Below are 20,036 nucleotides of genomic sequence, written 5' to 3'. Positions count from 1 at the left end.
ACCCGCCCCACGCACCCCCACCCACCCCACCGGCGCATTGCCTTGATCTACTCGTGTTGAGCTGCCGCGTAGGAGTGGTACGGGTCAGCGGATGACCCGGCCGCGTAGGACTATGCGGCTCGGGGCGCGCAGGACCCGCAGGTCGGCTCGGGGATCGGTGTCGTAGACCACCAGGTCGGCCAGGCCGCCCTCGACCAGGCCGGGGAAGCCGAGCCACGCCCTGGCGGCCCAGGAACCGGCGGCCAGGACGTCCAGGGTGGACATGCCGGCCCGTTCGTGCAGCAGCAGCATCTCCTCGGCGGCGAGCCCGTGCCCGATGCCGCCACCGGCATCCGTCCCGACGAAGATCGGTACCCCGGCCTGGTATGCCGCCCGGACCACCTCGGGGAAGCCGTCACGCAGGGCGAGCATGTGCTTGGCGTAGCCGGGGAAGCGCTCGGCGGCCAGCTCGGCGATGTCACCGAAGGTATCGATGTTGATCATCGTGGGGACGAGTGCGGTGCCCCGGCGGGCCATCTCGTCGACCAGGTCCACGCTGAGCCCGGTGCCGTGCTCGACCGAGTCCACCCCGGCCCGCACCATGATCTCGACGGCGGACTCGGAGAAGGTGTGCACCGCCGCGCGTACCCCGGCGGCGTGTGCGGCCTCGACCGCGCCGGTCAGGCTGGCCGCGTCCCAGGTCGGCGCCAGGTCCCCGGCGTCCCGGTCGATCCAGTCGCCGACCAGCTTGACCCAGCCGTTGCCGGCCCGCGCCTGCTCGGCCACGGCCGCCCGCAGCTCGCTCGCCGGGACCTCGACCCCGATGTCGCGCAGGTAGCGCCTCGGCGGCGCGATGTGCCGGCCCGCGCGGGCCAGTCGCGGCAGTCCCGGTTCGTCGTCCAACTCCGGATACGGGTACGGCGAACCGGCGTCGCGGATCGCCAGCACCCCCGCCTCCCGGTCCGGTACGGCGAGCGCGCGGGCCTCGTCCAGCCCGCTGATCGGCCGCCCGGTCGGGGCGATGCCGATGTGGCAGTGCGCGTCGACCAGTCCGGGCAGCACGAAGCCGCCCTCGTTGATCGTCATCGCCCCGGCCACCGGCTCGTACGTGACCCGGTCGCCGACCAGCCAGAGGTCACGTACCTCGTCGTCGGGGAGCAGCACCCCGCGTACGTGCAGGGCTTCCCCCGGTGCCCCGGCCGGGCTCACTTGTTGTCGTCGGGCCGCTTGGTGAGCTTGTTGAAGTCGAGTTTCGGCAGCTTGAAGCCGGGCGGCAGGCCCTGTCCGGCGCCCGGGTCCATGCCCGGCGGGAGCTGCGGCATGCCGGGGAAGCCGGCGCCGCCACCGGGGAAGCCACCGGCGGGGCCGCCGACGCGGGGCCGGTTGCCGCCCTTGGTGCCCTTGCGCTTGTTCTTCGGCGACTTGGTCGCCTTGCGCCGGCCGCCGGGCAGGCCCATCATGCCGCCCATCTGCTTCATCATCTTCTGCGCTTCGGTGAAGCGGTTGAGCAGCTGGTTGACGTCCATCACGGTGACCCCGGAGCCGTTGGCGATGCGGAGCCGACGGGAGCCGTTGATGATCTTCGGGTTGCTGCGCTCGCCCGGCGTCATGCCCCGGATGATCGCGGTGACCCGGTCGAAGTGGCTGTCGTCGAGGTCGGCCAGCTGGTCCTTCATCTGCCCCATGCCGGGCATCATGGCCAGCACGTTGGCGATCGGACCCATCCGCCGTACGGCGATGAGCTGGTCGAGGAAGTCCTCCAGGGTGAACTGCTCGCCGCCCATCAGCTTGGCGGTCATCTTCTCCTTCTGATCGGAGTCGAAGGCCTGCTCGGCCTGCTCGATCAGAGTGAGCATGTCGCCCATGCCGAGGATCCGGCTCGCCATCCGGTCCGGGTGGAAGACGTCGAAGTCCTCCAGCTTCTCGCCGGTGGACGCGAACAGGATCGGCTGCCCGGTGACCTCGCGTACGGACAGAGCCGCACCACCGCGGGCGTCACCGTCGAGCTTGGAGAGGACCACACCGGTGATGCCGACACCGTCGCGGAACGCCTCGGCGGTCCGTACGGCGTCCTGACCCACCATGGCGTCGATCACGAAGATGACCTCGTCCGGGTTCACCGCGTCCCGGATCGAGGCGGCCTGCGCCATCATCTCGGCGTCGATGCCGAGTCGGCCGGCGGTGTCAACGATGACGATGTCGCGGGCGGCGCGCTTGGCGTGCTCGATCGACGCCTTGGCCACCTGCACCGGGTCGCCGACACCGTTGCCCGGCTCCGGGGCGTAGACCTCGACGCCGGCCCGTCCGCCGAGCACCTGCAACTGGCCGACCGCGTTCGGCCGCTGGAGGTCGGCGGCAACCAGCATCGGCTGGTGGCCCTGGGCCTTGAGCCAGCGGGCGAGCTTGCCGGCGAGCGTGGTCTTACCGGAACCCTGGAGACCGGCCAGCATGATCACGGTCGGCGGGTTCTTGGCGAACTGGAGCCGCCGGCCCTCGCCGCCGAGGACCGCCACCAGCTCCTCGTGCACGATCTTGATGACCTGCTGGGCGGGGTTGAGCGCCTGGGAGACCTCGGCGCCGCGGGCCCGTTCCTTGAGGTTCGCGATGAAGGACTTGACGACGGGCAGCGCGACGTCGGCCTCCAGCAACGCCAGCCGGATCTCCCTGGCGGTGGCGTCGATGTCGGCGTCGGTGAGCCGGCCCTTTCCACGGAGCTTGGTGAAGATCCCGGAGAGGCGGTCACTCAAGGTGTCAAACACGGCGCAACATCCCGTTTGTCTAGTTTCCGCGAGCAGGACTCGGACCGACAGCGACACTCCCGGCCCCCGCTAGGGTAACCGCCCAACCCCCCACCCGCCCCGTCGCTGCCCCCACCCCACCCCCCACCCCCCGAGGGGCCGCCTCGGGTAGCGAAAGAGTGGCTATCGACGCGCGAACAACCACTCTTTTTCCAGCCGGGGCGCCCGGAGGTCACGGGGTTACGGCGGTGAGGACGGCGGTTTCTACCCGGGTGCGTTCTAGCTCGTCGGAGTAGTCGCCTACCAGGTAGAAGGCGTCTACTACGTCGCCGCCCAGGGTGCTGATCCTGGCGGCGCGGACCAGGGCGCCGGCTTCGTCCAGGGCGCTTGTCACACGGTAGAGGAGGCCGCCGGAGTCGGCGGCGCGCAGTTCCAGCACCACGGCGTCGGTGGCGGCGGCCCGGTGCCAGACCACCTTCGGGGCCGCACCGCCGCCCCGGCTGGCCAGGGCCCGGCCGCGCAGCCGTTGGATCACCGACACGTCGCCGGTGACCGCGCGGCGCAGGTCGGCGCTGAGCGCGATCGGGTCCGGCGGGGTGCCGTACCGGGGCTGGACCTGGAACTCGACCAGTCCCCGGTCGGCGACCGTGCTGGCGTCGGCGGAGAGCACTTCGAGCCGGTGCAGGGCCAGGCAACCGGCGACCGCGGCGAGCAGGCCGCGCCGGTCGGCGGCGGCCACCGCGACCCGTGACCCATCCAGGTGTACGGCCGGCAGCGGCCCGTCCAGCAGCGCCGGATCCGGGGTCGGCGGGTCGGGCAGCTCGCCGGTGTCCAGCGCGGTGTGCACCCTGCCGACCAGTTCGGCGATCAGCCGGGCCTTCCACTCCGACCAGGCGGCCGGGCCGGTGGCCTGGGCGTCGGCGCGGGCGAGCCCGTGCAGCAGGCTGAGCGTGTGGCTGTCGCCGACCGCCTCGGCGACCTTCGAGATGGTCACCGGGTCGCGCAGGTCCCGGCGGGTGGCCACCTCGGGCAGCAGCAGGTGCAGCCGGACCAGTTTCTCGATCAGGTCGACCTCGGCCGGCGGCAGGCCGATCCGGGCGGCGATCGTCGCGGCGATCGGGGCGCCGACGGTGCTGTGGTCGCCGGGCAGGCCCTTGCCGACGTCGTGCAGGAACGCCGCGAGCAGCAGCAGGTCGGGCCGATCCACCTCGCGGGCGTACGCGGTGGCCTCGGCGGCGGCCTGCACCAGGTGCCGGTCGAGGGTGAACCGGTGCACCGGGTTGTGCTGCGGCAGGCTGCGCAGTCGGGGCCATTCGGGCAGCCAGCCGTCGATCAGGCCGTACCGGTCGCAGGTTTCCCAGGTGGGCACGAGGCCGGCGCCGGCACCGAGCAGGGTGATCAGGGCGGCGCGGGCCGAGGTCGGCCACGGGGTCGGCAGCGGCGGGCAGTAGGCGGCGAGCCACTCGCAGGTGGCGCGGGCGATCGGCAGGCCGGTGCTGGCGGCCGCGGCGGCGACCCGCAGCGACAGGCTGGGGTCGGGTCGGGCGCCGATCGCGGTCCGGGCCAGGACCAGTTCGCCGTCGTGTTCGACCACGTCACGGGCGACCGGGCGGCGCAGTAGCCGGCCGTCGGCGCCCCGGTTGTCGGAGCCGCGCATCCGGCCGCTGCGCAGGCGGTCGGCGGCCCGGAAGGCGTCGGCGAGGGCGTGGCTGATCGTACGGGCGTCGCCGGCCACCCGGCGCAGCACCGCGTCGCCGTCGTCGAGCCCGAGCAGGGTGGCGACGGCGGCCCGCTCCTGCGCGACCAGGCGGTCGACCCGCCGGCCACGGGACACGTGCAGCGCGTCGCGGGTGTCGAGCAGCCGCAGGTGGGCGGCGCATACGGCGGGTCGCAGGGCGTCGCTGATCCCGGCGTACGCGATGGCGCGCAGCAGGCCCACGTCGCGCAACCCGCCGGCGGCCTCCTTGAGGTCGCCTTCGAGCAGGAAGGCGAGCTCGCCGTGTGCCTTCCAGCGGGCGGTGGTCACCTCGTGCAGGATCGGCAGCTGTCGGACGGCGGTCCGCCGCCACTGGTCTCCGGCGGCGACGATGAGCTGGTTGGCGAGGTCCTCGTCACCGGCGATGTGCCGGGCGTCGAGCAGCCCCTGGGCGACCTTGACGTCGTCGTGCGCCACGGACAGCGCCTCGGGGATGGTGCGGACCGAGTGGTCCAGGCCGAGCCGGGCGTCCCAGATCGGGTACCAGAGCGCGGCGGCGATGCCGTCCATGCCGGGCACGCCGTCGTGCACCAGCACCAGGTCGAGATCGCTGTACGGCGAGAGCTGCCGGCGGCCGAGGCCACCGACGGCGACCAGCGCCACCCCGGCCGGTACGGCCGGCATCAACGTCACCAGCCAGGCGTCGAGCGCCGCCGCACGCTGTTCCCGTGCGGCGGCGCCGATCCCGGCGGTGAGCAGTGGTGTTCCGTCGTCGGTCAGTCCGACTGCCGGCGGTGTTCCCCTGGTCATCGCCATATGCTCAGAGCGCGTCGAGGCCGCGCTCACCGGTCCGGACGCGGACGACATCCTCCACGGCCGTGACCCACACCTTGCCGTCACCGATCTTGCCCGTACGGGCCGCCGTGACGACCGCGTCGACGACCTTCTCGACGTCGATCTCGTCGGTCAGCACCTCGACCCGGATCTTCGGCAGGAACTCCACCGTGTACTCGGCACCCCGGTACACCTCGGTGTGGCCCTTCTGGCGTCCGTAGCCCTGGACCTCGCTGACGGTCAGGCCGGCCACGCCGAGGGCGTGCAGGGCCTCCTTCACCGCGTCCAGCTGGTACGGCTTGATGACCGCGGTCACCAGCTTCATGTCCAACCCCTCCATCACAGGAACGTTAACCGGCGACCTTTTCGCTGACCGGAGCGGCCGGCTCGGCCGCGGTGTTACCGGGAGTGCCGATTCCGGCCATGGCGAACGCGCTGCCACCGCCGCTACCGCCACCAGCGGAGAGGTCGTAGCCGGCCTCAGCGTGCTCCGCGATGTCGATGCCGTCGACCTCGGCCTCTGCCTTCACGCGGAAGCCGATGGTCTTCTGGATCACGAAGGCCAGCACCCAGGCAACAGCGAACGACCATACGGTGACCACCAGGCCGGCGAGGGCCTGGCGTCCGAGCTGGGTCGCGCCGCCGCCGTAGAAGAGGCCGTCGGAGCCGCCGACCACGTCGCTGATCGCGGCGTTGACCGAGTTGGTGGCGAACAGGCCGAGCCAGAGCGACCCGATCCAGCCACCGACGAAGTGCACGCCGACGACGTCGAGCGAGTCGTCGAAGCCGAGCTTGTACTTCAGGCTGACCGCGAGGGCGCAGACGATGCCGGCGACGATGCCGAGCAGGACCGACGCCCAGGGAGCGATGAAGCCACAGGCCGGGGTGATCGCGACCAGACCGGCGATGGCACCGGAGGAGGCACCGACCATGGTCGGCTTGCCACCCTTGATCCACTCGACCACGATCCAGCCGAGGACGGCGGCGGCGGTGGCGAGCTGGGTGTTGATGAAGGCCAGACCGGCGACCGAGTCGACGGTCAGTTCCGAGCCGGCGTTGAAGCCGAACCAGCCGAACCAGAGCAGGCCGGCACCGAGCGCGACCAGCGGGATGTTGTGCGGCTTCATGCCCTCCTTGGGCCAGCCGAGCCGCTTACCGAGCACCAGTGCCACGGCGAGTGCCGCCGCACCGGCGTTGATGTGCACGGCCGTACCACCGGCGAAGTCGAGCGCGTGGATCTTGGCGCCGATGAAACCGCCGCCCCAGACCCAGTGCGCGACCGGGAAGTAGACCAGGGTGGCCCAGCCGAAGGCGAAGAGCAGCCAACCGCCGAACTTGGCCCGGTCGGAGATGGCACCGCTGATCAGCGCGACGGTGATCACCGCGAAGACCATCTGGAAGGCCATGAAGACGTAGAGCGGAACGCCGATGCCGCTGGGGTTTTCCGCCGTAGCGCCCCAGAGGTCGGTCTCGGCGAGGAAGGTCTTGGTACCGAGGTAGGCACCGGGATCGCCCCAGAGCCCGTTCACGTCGGCCCCGAAGGCGACGCTGAATCCGTAGAACCACCACAGAATCGAGATGAGCCCGATAGCCGAGAAGCTCATCATCATCATGTTCAGTACGCCCTTGGACCGGTTCAGGCCGCCGTAGAACAGCGCCAGACCGGGTGTCATGAGCAGCACGAGCGCCGTCGAAACCAGCAGCCACGTAGTGTTGGCGCCGTCGATCGTCGGTGCTTCAGGCACGCTGGCCTCCTAAAAGTGAGTTTCCTCCCCTCGAAAGCTCCGATTCGTGCCTGGGCCCTGCCCCGCTGCCCTCGCCGCCCGAGCCGAAACTTCCACCGACCCAGGGGCAGCGCCGCCCGTGCGCCGGTTGGGCGGAAGCTTCCCGGCCGGCTGTTTCACCCAGGGTCTCCACCGCGTTTCCGGGGCGTGACCAGTTGTTTCGTACGTGTGAAGAAAGTCTCACAGTCGATAGAACGGGTGGGGGCATATCAGCCGAAAGGCGCGCCGGAGGTATACGGAAAGCGACGCGGGTCAGCGGAGGGCGTACTCCAGCGTGTGTCGCTCGTAGTCGAGCAGCCGAAGATCACGCATGGGACGCCGCAGGTGCCCCTTGTGAACAATTCGCACGAACGCCGGCTCACCCGCCGCCGCCATCCGGCGAATCCCCTCGACGTGGTCGACGATCCGCTTGCGGATGGTCCGCACCAACCGGTGCCGGTCCCGTGGGATCAGACCGTACGCGTCGGCGAACAGCCGCAGCCGGCGGGGCCGGTTCGGCCGCTTCCAGCCCAGCGTGTACGAGTCCCGGTCGGAGAAGAGCGGCACCCAGGTCCAGGCCGCGTACGCCACGTCGTAGATCCGGGCACCCGGTGAGGCCAGGTCGAAGTCGATCAGCGCGAGGGTGCCGTCCGGCCGCCAGATCACGTTGTGCGGGGCGGCGTCGTGGTGGCAGATCACCTCGGTGTCCGGCGGCGGCGGCCCGAACGAGCGCCAGACCGCACCGGTGACCGGGGCGAAGCCGTACTGCGCGTCGTGGAACATCCGCAGCATCGTGGCGACGGTGACCAGCGCCTCGTCGGTCACCCAGTGCGGGGCCAGCGGGTACTCGCCGCACTCCCCCTCCAGGTACGACAGCACCTCCCGGTTGCGCTCGTCCATCCCGAGCGCGCGCGGCGAGCCGGTGAAGCCGACGTATTCCAGGTGCCGGAGCAGGGCGTGCACCGACGGGGTCCACGGACCGGCGTTGCGCCGGACGGTGTCACCGACCCGTACGACGGTGCTCACGTTGCCACCGTGCAGTGGGATCTCCTGCGAAGTCACGTACGGGCTCCCGATGCGCGGCGGCGGTTCACGGTAGGCCACCGAGGTTACGCCTCGGCGCCCAGCGGATCGGCGCCGATCAACGCGTCGACGAACTGCGCCGGGTCGAACGGGGCCAGGTCGTCCGGGCCCTCGCCGAGGCCGACCAGCTTCACCGGCAGGCCGAGCTTGCGCTGTACGGCGATCACGATCCCGCCCTTGGCGGTGCCGTCGAGCTTGGTCAGCACCACCCCGGTCACGTCGACCACCTCCATGAACACCCGGGCCTGCTCCAACCCGTTCTGCCCGGTGGTGGCGTCCAGTACGAGCAGCGTCTCGTCCACCGGGCCGTGCTTCTCCACCACCCGCTTGACCTTGCCCAGCTCGTCCATCAGGCCGACCTTGTTCTGCAACCGCCCGGCGGTGTCGATCAGCACGGTGTCCACACCGAGTTCGATACCCCGGCGGACCGCGTCGAACGCCACACTCGCCGGGTCGGCGCCCTCCGGTCCCCGGACCACCTCGGCACCCACCCGGCCGCCCCAGGTGGTGAGCTGTTCGGCGGCGGCGGCCCGGAACGTGTCGGCGGCACCGAGCAGCACCGTACGGCCGTCCGCGACCAGCACCCGGGCGATCTTGCCGCAGGTGGTGGTCTTGCCGGCGCCGTTGACCCCGACCACCAGCACCACACCGGGGGTGCCGTCGTGCGCGGTGGCCCGCAGTGACCGGTCCATCCCCGGATCGAGCGCGTTGACCAGTTCGACCGCGAGCAGGGTGCGCAGCTCCCGCGCCGTACGGGTGCCGAGCACCGCGGTGCGCTCCCGCAACCGGTCGACGATCTCGCGGGTGGCGTCCACCCCGACATCGGCGGTGATCAGGGCATCCTCGATCTCCTCCCAGACCTCCTCGTCGAGGTGGTCCCGGCTGAGCAGGCCGAGCAGGCTCTTGCCGAACACGTTCTGCGACCGGGCCAGCCGGGCCCGCAGCCGGACCAGCCGGCCGGCGGTCGGCTCGGGGCGCTCCAGCGTCGGTGCCGGCTCGGCGTGCGGCGACACCGGCGCCGGCGGTGGCGCGGTCACCGTGTCGGTGACCTGCTGTTCCGGGGCTTCCGGGGCTTCCGGCGGGGTGATCACCCCGGTCGGGCGGGTAGACACGCTCGTCTCGGGCGGCAGCGGCGGCTCGGGTCGCCGACGCAGTCGCGGGACCACCAGGCCGACCGTGCCGAGCAGCAGCACACCCAGCAGGATCAGCGCGAGAACGAGGTATTCCATGCGGGAATCCTGACAGATGCCGGCGACGCCGGCCCAGCCGCCGCTCCCGACGGGGGCGACGGAGATCACCGCTACCCTCCGGCGAAACCCGGCTGGCGGTCGGACCCGCCGGGTAGGAAGGATTGGCCCACCCACCCCTCGGAGGTTCCACGATGCCGGAAAGCCGGTTGCTGATCGGTCCACTGTTACGCCGCGTCGTCGGCACCCGGGCGACGGTCTGGGTGGAGACGAGCTCACCGGCCGTGGCCCGGGTCACGACCGCGTCCGGCGCCGGCGGTACGGCCGCCACCTTCACCGCCTTCGACCACCACTACGCCCTGGTGGTGGTGGAGGGGCTGACCCCCGGCACCGCCGAGCCGTACGAGGTGTGGCTCGACGACGAGCGGGTCTGGCCGCAGCCCGATTCGAAGTACCCGCCGACCCTGGTCCGGACCAGGGCCGACGACGACTCCGAACCGGTCCACCTGATCTTCGGCTCGTGCCGGGAGACCACCCAGCACGCGACCGCCCGCCGACTGCCGCCGGACGCGCTCGACGCGTACGCCCGGCGGTTGATGGCCAGCGGTGACGCGGCGGCCGAGCTGCCCGACCTGATGGTGCTGCTCGGCGACCAGGTGTACGCCGACCAGACCTCGCCGACGGTCCGCAAGCTGCTCAGCCGGCGCCGGCACCGCCCGCACGGCGCCCCGGCCGACCAGGTGGTCAGCTTCGACGAGTACACCAAGCTGTATCTGGAGTCGTGGCGCGATCCGGAGATCCGCTGGCTGCTGGCGACCGTGCCGAGCGTGATGATGTTCGACGACCACGAGATCATCGACGACTGGAACACCTCGGCGCGCTGGCGTGCGGAGGTCAAGGAACAGCCGTGGTGGGACGAGCGGATCGCCAGCGGGATCGCCTCCTACTGGGTCTACCAGCACCTGGGCAACCTGGACCCGGACGAGGTGGCCGCCGACCCGATCTACGCCCGGGTCGTCGCCGCCCGGGACGCCACCTCGGTGCTGCGGGAATTCGGCGCGCAGGTGGACGCGCACGTCTCCGAGGCCGCCGGTGACCCGGGCACGCCGGGCGTGGCCGGCGGCGACCCGCTGGGCGGGCCGGTCCGGGTCGAGCGCTACCAGTGGAGCTACGGCCTGGACATCGGCCGGACCCGGCTGGTGATGCTGGACAACCGGTGCGGGCGGGTGCTGGACCGGTCCCGCCGCTCGATGCTCTCGCCGCAGGAGTGGGCCTGGTTCGTCGACCGGGCGCACGGCCGGTACGACCACCTGGTGGTCGGGTCGTCGCTGCCCTGGCTGCTGCCGCCGGCCGTACACCATGTCGAGTCGTGGAACGAACGGCTGGCCGACTCGCGCCGCCCCCGGGTGGCCGCCCTCGCCGAGCGGCTGCGCCGGGCCTTCGACCTGGAACACTGGGCCGCCTTCGACCGTTCGTTCGAGTCCCTGGCCGCCCTCTTCGCCCGGATCGGCACCGCCCGCACCAACGGCGCCGGTGGTGGCGAGGGTGGCGAGGGTGGCGAGGGTGGCGACACTCCGGCGCTGGTCGGGGCGGGTCCGGCGTACCCGGCACCGGCGTCGATCAGCGTCCTCTCCGGCGACGTGCACCACTCCTACGTCGCGCGGGCGCGGTTCGCCGACGAGGTGGCGACCCCCGTACACCAGTTGACCTGTTCGCCGATCCACAACCAGGTGCCCGCCTTCATGCGCCCGCTGCTGAAACTCGGCTGGTGGGCCGGGCCGAGCGGGGCCGCCCGCGCCCTGGCCCGCTCCGCCGGCGTACGCCGCCCCGGACTGCGCTGGCGGCGGCTGACCGGCCCGTACTTCGGTAACGCGATCAGCAGCCTGCGACACACCGGCCGGGCGGCCGAGGTGGTGATCGAGGGCACCGGCAAGGACGGTGTGCTGCGGGTGGTCGGCCACCAGCACCTCACTCCCCAGACGCGACCGCTACCTGCCCGTCCCCTGCCACGGTCGTAGGCTGACGATGGGTGGTCCGTCGCCCGATGGCGGTCGTGTCTCGATCAGGGAGGTCTCGTTGCGCCAACACAGCGACAGCCGGTTGTCGGACGCGGGAACGTGTGGTTCCGGCGCCCGGCCACGTCCGAGGCCGGTCACCGCCGCGGGGCCGGGAGCGGTCCGATGACCGTCGAACCCACAGACCAACCGGCGTACGACCCGACCCGTGCCGAACCGCAACCCGACCGCGTCCGGTACGGCCCGGCGACCTCCCCGTCGCCGTTCGAACGCGGTACGGACGGCCCCAAGGTGGTACTCGCCGGGGTCGACGGCTCCGTCACCTCGATGCGGGCGGTCGCGTACGCCGCCGGCCTGGCCCGCCGCCAGCGCAGCGAACTCGTGGTGGTGTTCGTGGCCGCGCCGCCCGTACTGGCCGGACTGACGCCGGGGGTGGGCAGCCAGGTCCAGGACGCCCTGGACGAGCTGGGCGCCGAGCTGCGGCACGAGATCGGCAGCGCCGCCGAGGAACTGGGCGTACCGCTGACCTTCCTCGGCCGCCGCGGCGACCCCTTCACCGAACTCCGTACGGTCGCCGACGAGATGCGCGCCGACATGGTCGTCGTCGGCGCCTCCACCCAAGCCGGCCACCGCCTGATCGGCTCCATAGCCACCCGCCTGGTCAAGTCCGGCCACTGGCCCGTAACAGTCGTCCCCTAACCACCCCCGCTCCCACCCCGCCCGCCCCCCACCCCACCCCGCCGCCCCACCCCACCCCCAGCCCCGTCGATCTTGCAGTTGTGGCTATGGATTAAACCCTTTTGGGCGTTATGTCCACGACCACAACTGCAAGATCAACGCGGCGGAAGGGGCGGGGGCGGGGAGCCGGGGGGGGTTACGGGGTTAGGGCGGCGCGGAGGTAGGGGAGGTCGGTGGGGGCGGTCCAGCGGTGGGCTGAGAGGCCGGCGGTGCGGGCGCCGCGGATCGCGCGGTCGTCGTCGTCGACGAAGAGGACGCGCGCGGGTGGGGTTGCCAGTGCCTGGCAGGCGGTCTGGAAGTATTCCTTCGCCGGCTTGTGCACCCCGAGTACGGACGAGTTGAGCACCAGGTCGACCTCGTCCAGCAGCCCCAACTCGGCCAGGTCGGTGTCGAGCCGGTCGGTGGCGTTGGTGGCCAGCCCGACCCGTACGCCGCCCGCGCGTACCTCCCGGACGAAGCCGAGCACCTCCTGGTCGACCTCGCCCCGGTACGCCTGCCACTGGTCGACGGCGGCCAGTGCCCGTTCGCGGCTGCCGGCCGCCTCCGCCAGCGCGTCCGCGACGCCGGCCATCCAGTCGAGGTGACTGATCTGGCCGGTGACCGCCGGTTGCAGCAGTGACCAGCGCATCGCGGTGTCGAGCAGCGCCCCGGCCGGCAGGCCGAACTCCCGCTCCACCGCCTCGTTGACCGCCGGATCCCACTGGCGCAGTACCCCGTCGAGGTCGACGAGCAGTGCGGTGGCCTTTTCCCGAGCCATCAGTCCTCTTCCCTGCTGAGCCGCTGGCTGATCACCTCGGTGACCCCGTTGCGCATGGTGACGCCGTACAGCGCGTCGGCCACTTCCATGGTGCGCTTCTGGTGGGTGATGATAATGAGCTGGCTCTTCTCCCTGAGCTGCGCCATCAGGGTGATCAGACGACCGAGGTTGACGTCGTCGAGCGCCGCTTCCACCTCGTCCATGATGTAGAACGGGCTGGGCCGGGCGCGGAAGATCGCCACCAGCATGGCGACCGCGGTCAGCGACCGCTCGCCGCCGGAGAGCAGCGACAGCCGCTTGATCTTCTTGCCGGGTGGGCGGGCCTCGACCTCGACGCCGGTGGTGAGCAGGTCGTCCGGCTCGGTGAGGATCAGCCGCCCCTCGCCGCCGGGGAAGAGCACGGTGAACACCTGCTCGAACTCGCGGGCGGTGTCGGCGAACGCGCTGGCGAAGACCTCCAGGATCCGTTCGTCCACGTCCTTGACCACGGTGAGCAGGTCACGGCGGGTGGCCTTGAGGTCTTCGAGCTGTTCGGAGAGGAACTTGAACCGCTCTTCGAGGGCGGCGAACTCCTCCAGCGCGAGCGGGTTGACCTTGCCCAGCAGGGCGAGTTCCCGTTCCGCCTTGGCGGCCCGTTTCTCCTGCACCGGGCGCTCGAACGGGATCGGTTCGGGGACCGGCGTACCGTCCCGCTCGGCCATGGCCACGTCCGCCGGGGTCGGCGGTACGAGCTGCTGTGGGCCGTACTCGCTGATCAGCGTCTCCACGTCGAGGGCGAAGTCCTCGGCGGCCTTGATCTCCAGTTGCTCGATCCGCATCCGCTGTTCGGCGCGGGCGACCTCGTCGCGGTGCACCGCGCTGGTGAGCCGCTCCAGGTCGGCGCCGAGCCGCTTGGCGGCGCCGCGTGCCTCCTGGAGTTCGGCTTCGCGGGAGGCGCGGGCGCGGGCCACCTCGTCGCGGGTCCGCTCGGCGGCGCTGAGCGACGCCACCACCCGGGTGAGCGCCTCGCGGGCGCCGTACTCGACGGCGCGGGCGATCGCGGCGCCTCGGGTACGGGCGGCCCGGCGGGCGGCGGCGCGCTCGCGGGCGGCCCGTTCGGCGTTCGCCTGCCGGATCAGCGAGTCGGCCCGGCCGGCGATGGCGGCGACGCGTTCCTCGGCGGTACGGACGGCGAGCCGGACCTCCATCTCGTTCTGCCGCGCCGGCGGCAGGTAGCGGGCGAGTTCGTCGCGTTCCTCGGTGGACGGTTCGGCGTCGATCGGGGTCGCCTCGGCCAGCCGCAGCCGCTCCTCCAGCTCGGTCAGTCCGGCGAGGTCGCGGTCGCGGGCCTCCTCGGCCTTGGCCCGGGACTGGCCGAGCCGGTCGGTCTCGGCCTTGGCCGAGCGGGCGGCGGCGCCGAGTTCGGCGAGCCGGCGGGCGGCGGCGTTGCGCTGCCCCTCGGCATCCCGTTTGACCGCGGCGGCGGCGGTGACGGCGTCCTTGCGTTCGGCGACCTCGGCGCGGGCGTCGGCGAGCTGTCCGGTGAGTTCGGCGATGGTCGCCTCGGCGGTGAGCCGGTTGGTCCGGGCCTCCTCGACGGCGGCCTGCACCTCGATGAAGCTCGGCGCCTTCGCCGAGCCACCGGCGGCGGCGTAGGCGCCGACGACGTCCCCGTCCGGGGTGACCGCGCGCAGCTCCGGGTTGTCCCCGACCAGCCGGGTCGCCGCCTCAAGGTCGTTCACGAGTACGACGTCGCGCAGCGCCCGGTGCACCGCCGGGCGGATGTCGTCGGGGCAGCCGACCAGGTCCGGCGCCCAGCGTGCGCCGTCGGGTAGGGCGGGGCGCAGTGCGTCCAGCGAGCCGATCATGCCGGGTCCGGCGGCACCGCCGACCAGCAGGCTGGCCCGACCGGCGTCCTGGATCTTGAGCAGTCGCATCGCCTCGGCGGCCTCGTCGACGCCGCTGACCGCCACCGCGTCGGCGAGCGCACCGAGTGCGGCGGCCAACGCGGCCTCGTTGCCGGGCGCGACGGTCAGCATCCCGGCCAGCCCGCCGAGTAGCCCCGGCACCTGGTCGGCGCGGGCCAGCAGCGCCCCGGCACCGTCCTTGCGGCGCAGCCCCATGGCCAGCGCCTCTTCGCGCGCCTTCCAGGTGGCCGCGTCCTTCTCCGCCCGGCGCTCGGCGTCCGACAGCGCCCGTACGCCTGCGTTCGCGGCCTCGTGCGCGGCCTGCGCCTCGGCGTGCCGGGCGTCCAGGTCGGCGTTGTCCCGTTCGGCCTCGGTCGACTGGGCGGCTACCGTGTCCACCTCGGCCTGCGCCCGTTCGGCCCGCCCCTGGGCGTCGTTGTGCGCGGCGGCCAACCGGGCGATCTCCTCCGCCGCACTGCCGGTACGCGCCCGAGCGGAGTTGACCTGCCCGGTGAGCCGGGCCAGTCCCTCGCGCCGGTCGGCGATCGCCTTGGCCGCGGTGACCAGTGCCCGTTCGGCCTCGGCGAGCTGCCGTTCGAGCTGCTGGCGGTTCTCCACCGCCTCGGCGAGGCGTACCTGGTCGTCGGTGAGGGCGGCCCGCAGTTCGGCTTCGTGCGCGCGGACCGACTCGGCCTCGGCGGCGAGCTGTTCCGGGTCGCGGCCGGGTCGCTCGTCGTCGGGGGTGGCGCTGAGGTGCCGCAGCCGTTCCCGGGCGAGCTGTTCGGTGGACCGGAACCGCTCCTGCAACGCGGAGAGCCGGTACCAGGTCTCCTGGGCCCGGGTGAGCAGCGGTGCGTCCTCGGCCAGCGCCTCCTCCAGTTCGGTCAGCCGCCGCTGTACCTCGGTGTGTTCCGCCTCGACCTGCTCGCGCCGGTCGCGCAGGGCGGCCTCGTCGGCGATCTCCTTGTCCAGGGTGGTACGCAGGTTGGCGAGGTCGTCGGCGAGCAGCCGCAGCCGGGCGTCGCGCAGGTTGGACTGGATCGCGGCGGCTCGGCGGGCCACCTCGGCCTGCCGGCCCAGCGGCTTGAGCTGGCGGCGCAGTTCGGCGGTCAGGTCGTTGAGCCGGTTGAGGTTGGTCTGCATCGCGTCCAGCTTGCGCAGCGCCTTCTCCTTGCGCTTGCGATGCTTCAGTACGCCGGCCGCCTCCTCGATGAACGCGCGCCGGTCCTCCGGCTTGGCGTGCAGTACGGCGTCCAACTGCCCCTGCCCGACGATGACGTGCATCTCTCGCCCGATGCCGGAGTCGGAGAGGAGTTCCTGGATGTCGAGCAACCGGCAGGAGTTGCCGTTGATCTCGTACTCGCTCTCGCCGGAGCGGAACATCCGGCGGGTGATCGAAACCTCGGTGTAGTCGATCGGCAGGGCACCGTCGGTATTGTCGATGGTGAGTGTCACCTCGGCCCGGCCCAGCGGCGCCCGGCCGGCGGTGCCGGCGAAGATGACGTCCTCCATCTTGCCGCCGCGGAGCGCCTTGGCGCTGTGCTCGCCGAGCACCCAGGCGATGGCGTCGACGACGTTCGACTTGCCGGAGCCGTTCGGACCCACCACGCAGGTGATGCCCGGCTCCAGCCGGAGCGTCGTCGCGGAGGCGAAGGACTTGAAACCCTTCACCGTCAGGCTTTTCAGATACACGTTGCCGATCCTCGTCCGACGTCAGCGCCGGTGCTGTCGGGCGGCCGTACCGGGCATCCGGCCGCCGGGACTCGTCGCCACCGCGGTCGTCGGGGCCGGCCGGCCGCTCCCGGCTGCGGGGACCTGGTCAACTCGCAGCGTAACCCGAACTGGTCGGCCAGCCGGCGCGGCACACACCGGGAGGTGGGTCGGATGCCTGGCAGCGGCCTCGTCGGCGCCGGTTCGACGGCGGCGGGACGGGGCACCGGGGGTTCGAGCGGGCGATCCGGCCACTCAGGGTGACTGGAGCCCGCGACATCCGGACGTACTGTTCCGGACAAAAAGCTGCGCGCCGCCACAAATGTGTCGGCGCGCGGTCGGTGCTGGTGCGTTTCAGAGGTACGGGCGGTTGGCGCCGGTCCCCGGCGCCCTCGCGCTCAGGTCAGTGCCGGTTCGGCGAGCCGCAGCAGGTCGTCTGCCTCGGCCACCGCCGCTTCGAGCCGATCGTTGTCGGCCCGCAACCGGGTGATCTCGAACTCAAGTGCCTGAACCCTGGAACGCAGTCGGGTGACCTCGTCGAGCAGGCGCCGGTCGGGCGCCGCACCAACGTGGCCGTAGAGGGCCTTCGCCATAATTGCGTCTCCTTGTAATGCGCTGCCGGAAAGGCCGGCCAACGCGCGCCCAACTCGTTCGCGACTACCTGCCCGCAGGAACACGCGGGCATGACTGGGCGCGACTGGCGACACCTATATAGTGTGCCGATGTCCGCGCTTCGTCAAGTTGGAACGGGCGCAGATCACTCTCATGTCAACCGGTTTGTCAGCCGAAGGTCGCCGCGAGGCACGAACAAAGATCGCTGTTCGGACTCCTGAAGTTTAACTCTGCTCGGTCATCCGGCTACCCCCCGCTGTCTTAGATCTTCCTTAGCGACGTTGCCCGCCCGAGCCGCCCCGCGTAGCGTCCGCACCGGCCCACCCCCGAAACCCAGCCGGAGGCACGCGCGTGCACGGGCGAACCGAGCGGAGAGCCCACGACGACGGGGCGCAGCGGCACGCGGCACCGGAAAACCTCGCCGGTCGGCACCGGGGCCCGCGTCGGCTGGCCGGACCGGTCGGCCTGGCCACCTCGGTCACCCTGCTGCTGGTTCTGTTCGGGGTCGGTGCCGCGCTGATGCCGACCGGCGTCCCCGGCGCGGCCGAGCCGGCCCCGGTCGCCGACCCGGTGGGCGACCCGGCCGGCGTCGGGATCCTCGGCGCGGCCCCCACCCCGAGCGCCGCCCCGACCAGTGCCAGCCCGTCGCCCGTCGCCCGACCGACCACCCCGGCCGCCCGCCCGACGCCGTCCCGTACGCCGAGCCGGGCGCCGAAGGTGACCGGTGCGGGTGCCGACAGCCGGGAGGCGCAGGTGGTCGAGATCGTCAATCGGGAGCGGGCGGCCAACGGCTGCGGTTCCGTCTCGATCAACAGCAGGCTGGCCGAGGCCGCCCGGCTGCACAGCGAGGACCAGGCCGTCCACGACAAGATGTCGCACGACGGCAGCGACGGCAGCTCGTTCGTCGACCGCGCCCGCAGGGCCGGATACACCAGCCCGATGAGCGAGAACGTGGCGATGGGCTACGCCTCCCCGACGGCGGTGATGGACGGCTGGATGAACAGCCAGGGCCACCGGACGAACATCCTCAACTGCGGCGCGAAGGCGATCGGGGTCGGGATCGCGGCCAACTCCGCCGGTCGGCTCTACTGGACCCAGGTGTTCGGCACGGCGGTCTGACCCCGATCGCGGTGAGCGGGCGATTGCCCGTGCCGTAGCGGCGGCCGGCTCGTTGGTAGACAACGAGGGGGTGTGCTGCTCTTGACAACCGCGGCCCACTGATCCATGCCCGGGCGGGCACCCGGACCCCGGTTCCGAGCGCGACAACCGGCCGGAACCGGACCCCGCGCGGCCCACCCACCCCCGATCCCGACCGACGGCTCCCGGTCGGGTCGCGCCGTACTGCTGCTGGTGGTCCTGGCGGTGCTGGCCGGGTGCGTACCGCAGTGGGCCCGGCCGCTGCCCATCCCGCCCTGGCCGTTCGGACCCACGCCCACCTGGCAGTGGCAGTTGCGGGGCGAGTTCGACCCGAACGTCGACGCCGAGGTGTTCGTGCTCGACGCGTTCCGTACGCCGGTCGAGGACGTCCGCCGGCTGCGCGAACGCGACCGCCGGGCGGTCTGCCACGTCAACGTCGGGACGTACGAGCCGCAGCGGCCGGACGCGGACCGGTTCCCGGAGACCCTGATCGGGGCACCCGCCGACGTCGACGGCGAACGCTGGCTCGACATCCGGCAGTGGTCGGCGTTGGAGCCGGTCATCACCGACCGGTTCCGGCTCTGCTACGGCAAGGGCTTCACCGCGGTCATGCCGGCGAACATGGACGGGTACGCCCGAGAGTCCGGTTTCCCGCTCACCTTCGACGACCAGCTCGTGTTCAACCGTCGGCTGGCCGCGCTGGCCCGCTCGCAGAAGCTGTCGCCGGGGCTGACCAACGATCTCGAACAGGTGGTGGCGCTGGAGCCGTACTTCGACTTCGCGGTCAACGAGGAGTGCTTCCAGCGGGCCGAGTGCGACCAGTTGCTGCCGTTCGTCGAGAACCGCAAACCGGTCTTCCAGGTCGAGTACGACGCGCTGGCCGACGACTTCTGCACGGCGGCCCAGGGCTACGGCTTCGCCACCATTCGCAAGGAACGCGACCTCGGCGCCTGGCGCGAACTCTGCCCGCCCGTCCCGCCCGCCCGGTGAAGACCCCGCTGCCGCAGACCCGGCCGGCGGCGAGGCTCAGCCGGCGACGGTACGGGGACGGGGCTGGCAGCGCGGGCAGCTGAACGACGAGCGGTTCATGAACGACTCCCGCCGGATCGCCGCACCGCACCGCAGGCACGGCAACCCCTCCCGCCCGTACGCGTTCAGCGATCGGTCGAAGTAGCCGCTCTCCCCGTTGACGTTGACGTAGAGCGCGTCGAAGCTGGTCCCGCCCGCCGTCAGGGCCTCACCGAGAACGTCCCGGATGTGTCCCAGCAGCCGGCGCGCGGCGGGCGCGGTGAGCCCGTCCGCCGGTCGGGTGCCGTGCAGCTTCGCCCGCCAGAGCGCCTCGTCGGCGTAGATGTTGCCGACCCCGGAGATCAGCGTCTGGTCCAGCAGGGCCCGTTTGACCTCGGTCCGCTTGCGCCGCAGCGCGGCCACGAACCCCTCGTCGGAGAAGGCCGGGTCGATCGGGTCGCGGGCGATGTGCGCGATCTCCGCCGGCAGGCTCGCGCCGCCCTCCGAGACCGACAGGCCGCCGAACGTACGCTGGTCGACGAAGCGCAGTTCCGGCCCGTCGTCGTCGAAACCGAACCGGATCCGCAGGTGCGTCTCGTCCGGTGCCTGCGCCGGTTGCAGCAACAACTGCCCGGACATGCCCAGATGTCCGACCACCGCGTCGCCGCTGTCCAGCGGCAGCCACAGGTACTTTCCCCGACGGCAGGCGTCGACCACCGTCCGCCCGGCGAGTACGGCCGCGAAGTGCACGTCACCGGCCACGTGCCGGCGTACGGCACGCGGGTGGTGGACCTCGACGCCGGTGATCCGTCGACCGGTGACCCACTTGGCGAGGCCCTGCCGGACCGTCTCCACCTCGGGCAGCTCAGGCACTTCGTTACCTCACTCCGGGT

At 72.0% G+C, this 20,036-nt stretch carries 15 protein-coding genes; 4 read left to right on the top strand and 11 right to left on the bottom strand.

Annotated features, from left to right (window positions below; all coding sequences use genetic code 11):
* Positions 1-84: 84 nt before the first annotated feature.
* The 7 genes from OG792_RS06645 to ftsY all read right to left on the bottom strand — a co-directional run bounded on the left by OG792_RS06645 (position 85) and on the right by ftsY (position 9,322).
* Entirely contained in the window at positions 85-1,188 is a 1,104-nt protein-coding gene (locus OG792_RS06645; protein ID WP_329108339.1) for an amidohydrolase family protein, read from the bottom strand.
* Positions 1,185-2,738, bottom strand: coding sequence for a signal recognition particle protein (gene ffh, locus OG792_RS06640; protein WP_329108338.1), 1,554 nt, complete (start codon positions 2,736-2,738; stop codon positions 1,185-1,187). Before ffh ends, OG792_RS06645 begins: the two co-directional genes overlap by 4 nt.
* Before the next feature lie 211 nt (positions 2,739-2,949).
* The gene (locus OG792_RS06635) at positions 2,950-5,223 is read right to left on the bottom strand and encodes a [protein-PII] uridylyltransferase (protein ID WP_329108337.1); all 2,274 of its coding nucleotides are present in this window, start codon (positions 5,221-5,223) and stop codon (positions 2,950-2,952) included.
* Between the two features lie 10 nt (positions 5,224-5,233).
* Positions 5,234-5,572: a P-II family nitrogen regulator gene (locus OG792_RS06630; RefSeq protein WP_173041812.1), complete on the bottom strand. Its 339-nt coding sequence runs from the start codon at positions 5,570-5,572 to the stop codon at positions 5,234-5,236.
* A gap of 25 nt (positions 5,573-5,597) precedes the next feature.
* Positions 5,598-6,992: an ammonium transporter gene (locus OG792_RS06625; RefSeq protein ID WP_329108336.1), complete on the bottom strand. Its 1,395-nt coding sequence runs from the start codon at positions 6,990-6,992 to the stop codon at positions 5,598-5,600.
* A gap of 291 nt (positions 6,993-7,283) precedes the next feature.
* The gene (locus OG792_RS06620; protein WP_329108335.1) at positions 7,284-8,114 is read right to left on the bottom strand and encodes an aminoglycoside phosphotransferase family protein; all 831 of its coding nucleotides are present in this window, start codon (positions 8,112-8,114) and stop codon (positions 7,284-7,286) included.
* 5 nt (positions 8,115-8,119) lie between these two features.
* Positions 8,120-9,322, bottom strand: coding sequence for a signal recognition particle-docking protein FtsY (gene ftsY / locus OG792_RS06615; protein WP_329108334.1), 1,203 nt, complete (start codon positions 9,320-9,322; stop codon positions 8,120-8,122).
* Positions 9,323-9,474: 152 nt separating this feature from the next.
* Between ftsY and OG792_RS06610 the strand changes: the two genes are divergently transcribed.
* Positions 9,475-11,298: an alkaline phosphatase D family protein gene (locus OG792_RS06610; protein ID WP_329108333.1), complete on the top strand. Its 1,824-nt coding sequence runs from the start codon at positions 9,475-9,477 to the stop codon at positions 11,296-11,298.
* Between the two features lie 162 nt (positions 11,299-11,460).
* Positions 11,461-11,994, top strand: a complete 534-nt coding sequence (locus tag OG792_RS06605; RefSeq protein WP_329108332.1) for a universal stress protein — start codon at positions 11,461-11,463, stop codon at positions 11,992-11,994.
* Positions 11,995-12,169: 175 nt separating this feature from the next.
* On the opposite strand, the gene OG792_RS06600 is transcribed toward OG792_RS06605, so the two are convergent.
* The 3 genes from OG792_RS06600 to OG792_RS06590 form a co-directional block, all read right to left on the bottom strand.
* On the bottom strand, positions 12,170-12,790 hold the full coding sequence (locus OG792_RS06600) for an HAD family hydrolase (RefSeq protein ID WP_329108331.1): 621 nt from the start codon (positions 12,788-12,790) through the stop codon (positions 12,170-12,172).
* Entirely contained in the window at positions 12,790-16,368 is a 3,579-nt protein-coding gene (smc, locus tag OG792_RS06595) for a chromosome segregation protein SMC (protein ID WP_329108330.1), read from the bottom strand. The genes OG792_RS06600 and smc overlap by 1 nt, the downstream gene beginning before the upstream one ends.
* A gap of 416 nt (positions 16,369-16,784) precedes the next feature.
* On the bottom strand, positions 16,785-16,979 hold the full coding sequence (locus OG792_RS06590) for a hypothetical protein (protein WP_121158946.1): 195 nt from the start codon (positions 16,977-16,979) through the stop codon (positions 16,785-16,787).
* 370 nt (positions 16,980-17,349) lie between these two features.
* Here OG792_RS06590 and OG792_RS06585 point away from each other — a divergent pair, with 370 nt between their 5' ends.
* Together OG792_RS06585 and OG792_RS06580 are read left to right on the top strand one after the other, a co-directional pair.
* Positions 17,350-18,117 carry a CAP domain-containing protein gene (locus OG792_RS06585; protein WP_329108329.1) on the top strand — a complete coding sequence of 256 codons (768 nt, stop codon included), beginning with the start codon at positions 17,350-17,352 and terminating at the stop codon, positions 18,115-18,117.
* 105 nt (positions 18,118-18,222) lie between these two features.
* Complete coding sequence (locus tag OG792_RS06580; RefSeq protein ID WP_329108328.1) at positions 18,223-19,125, top strand: endo alpha-1,4 polygalactosaminidase; 903 nt, start codon at positions 18,223-18,225, stop codon at positions 19,123-19,125.
* Positions 19,126-19,161: 36 nt separating this feature from the next.
* Here OG792_RS06580 and mutM read toward each other — a convergent pair whose 3' ends face one another.
* Positions 19,162-20,016 (bottom strand): bifunctional DNA-formamidopyrimidine glycosylase/DNA-(apurinic or apyrimidinic site) lyase, encoded by an 855-nt coding sequence (mutM, locus tag OG792_RS06575; RefSeq protein WP_329108327.1) that lies wholly within the window; start codon positions 20,014-20,016, stop codon positions 19,162-19,164.
* Between the last annotated feature and the right edge of the window lie 20 nt (positions 20,017-20,036).

The organism is Micromonospora sp. NBC_01699 (assembly GCF_036250065.1).
Lineage (GTDB): Bacteria > Actinomycetota > Actinomycetes > Mycobacteriales > Micromonosporaceae > Micromonospora_G.
This window is presented reverse-complemented; position numbering and strand designations above follow the sequence as displayed.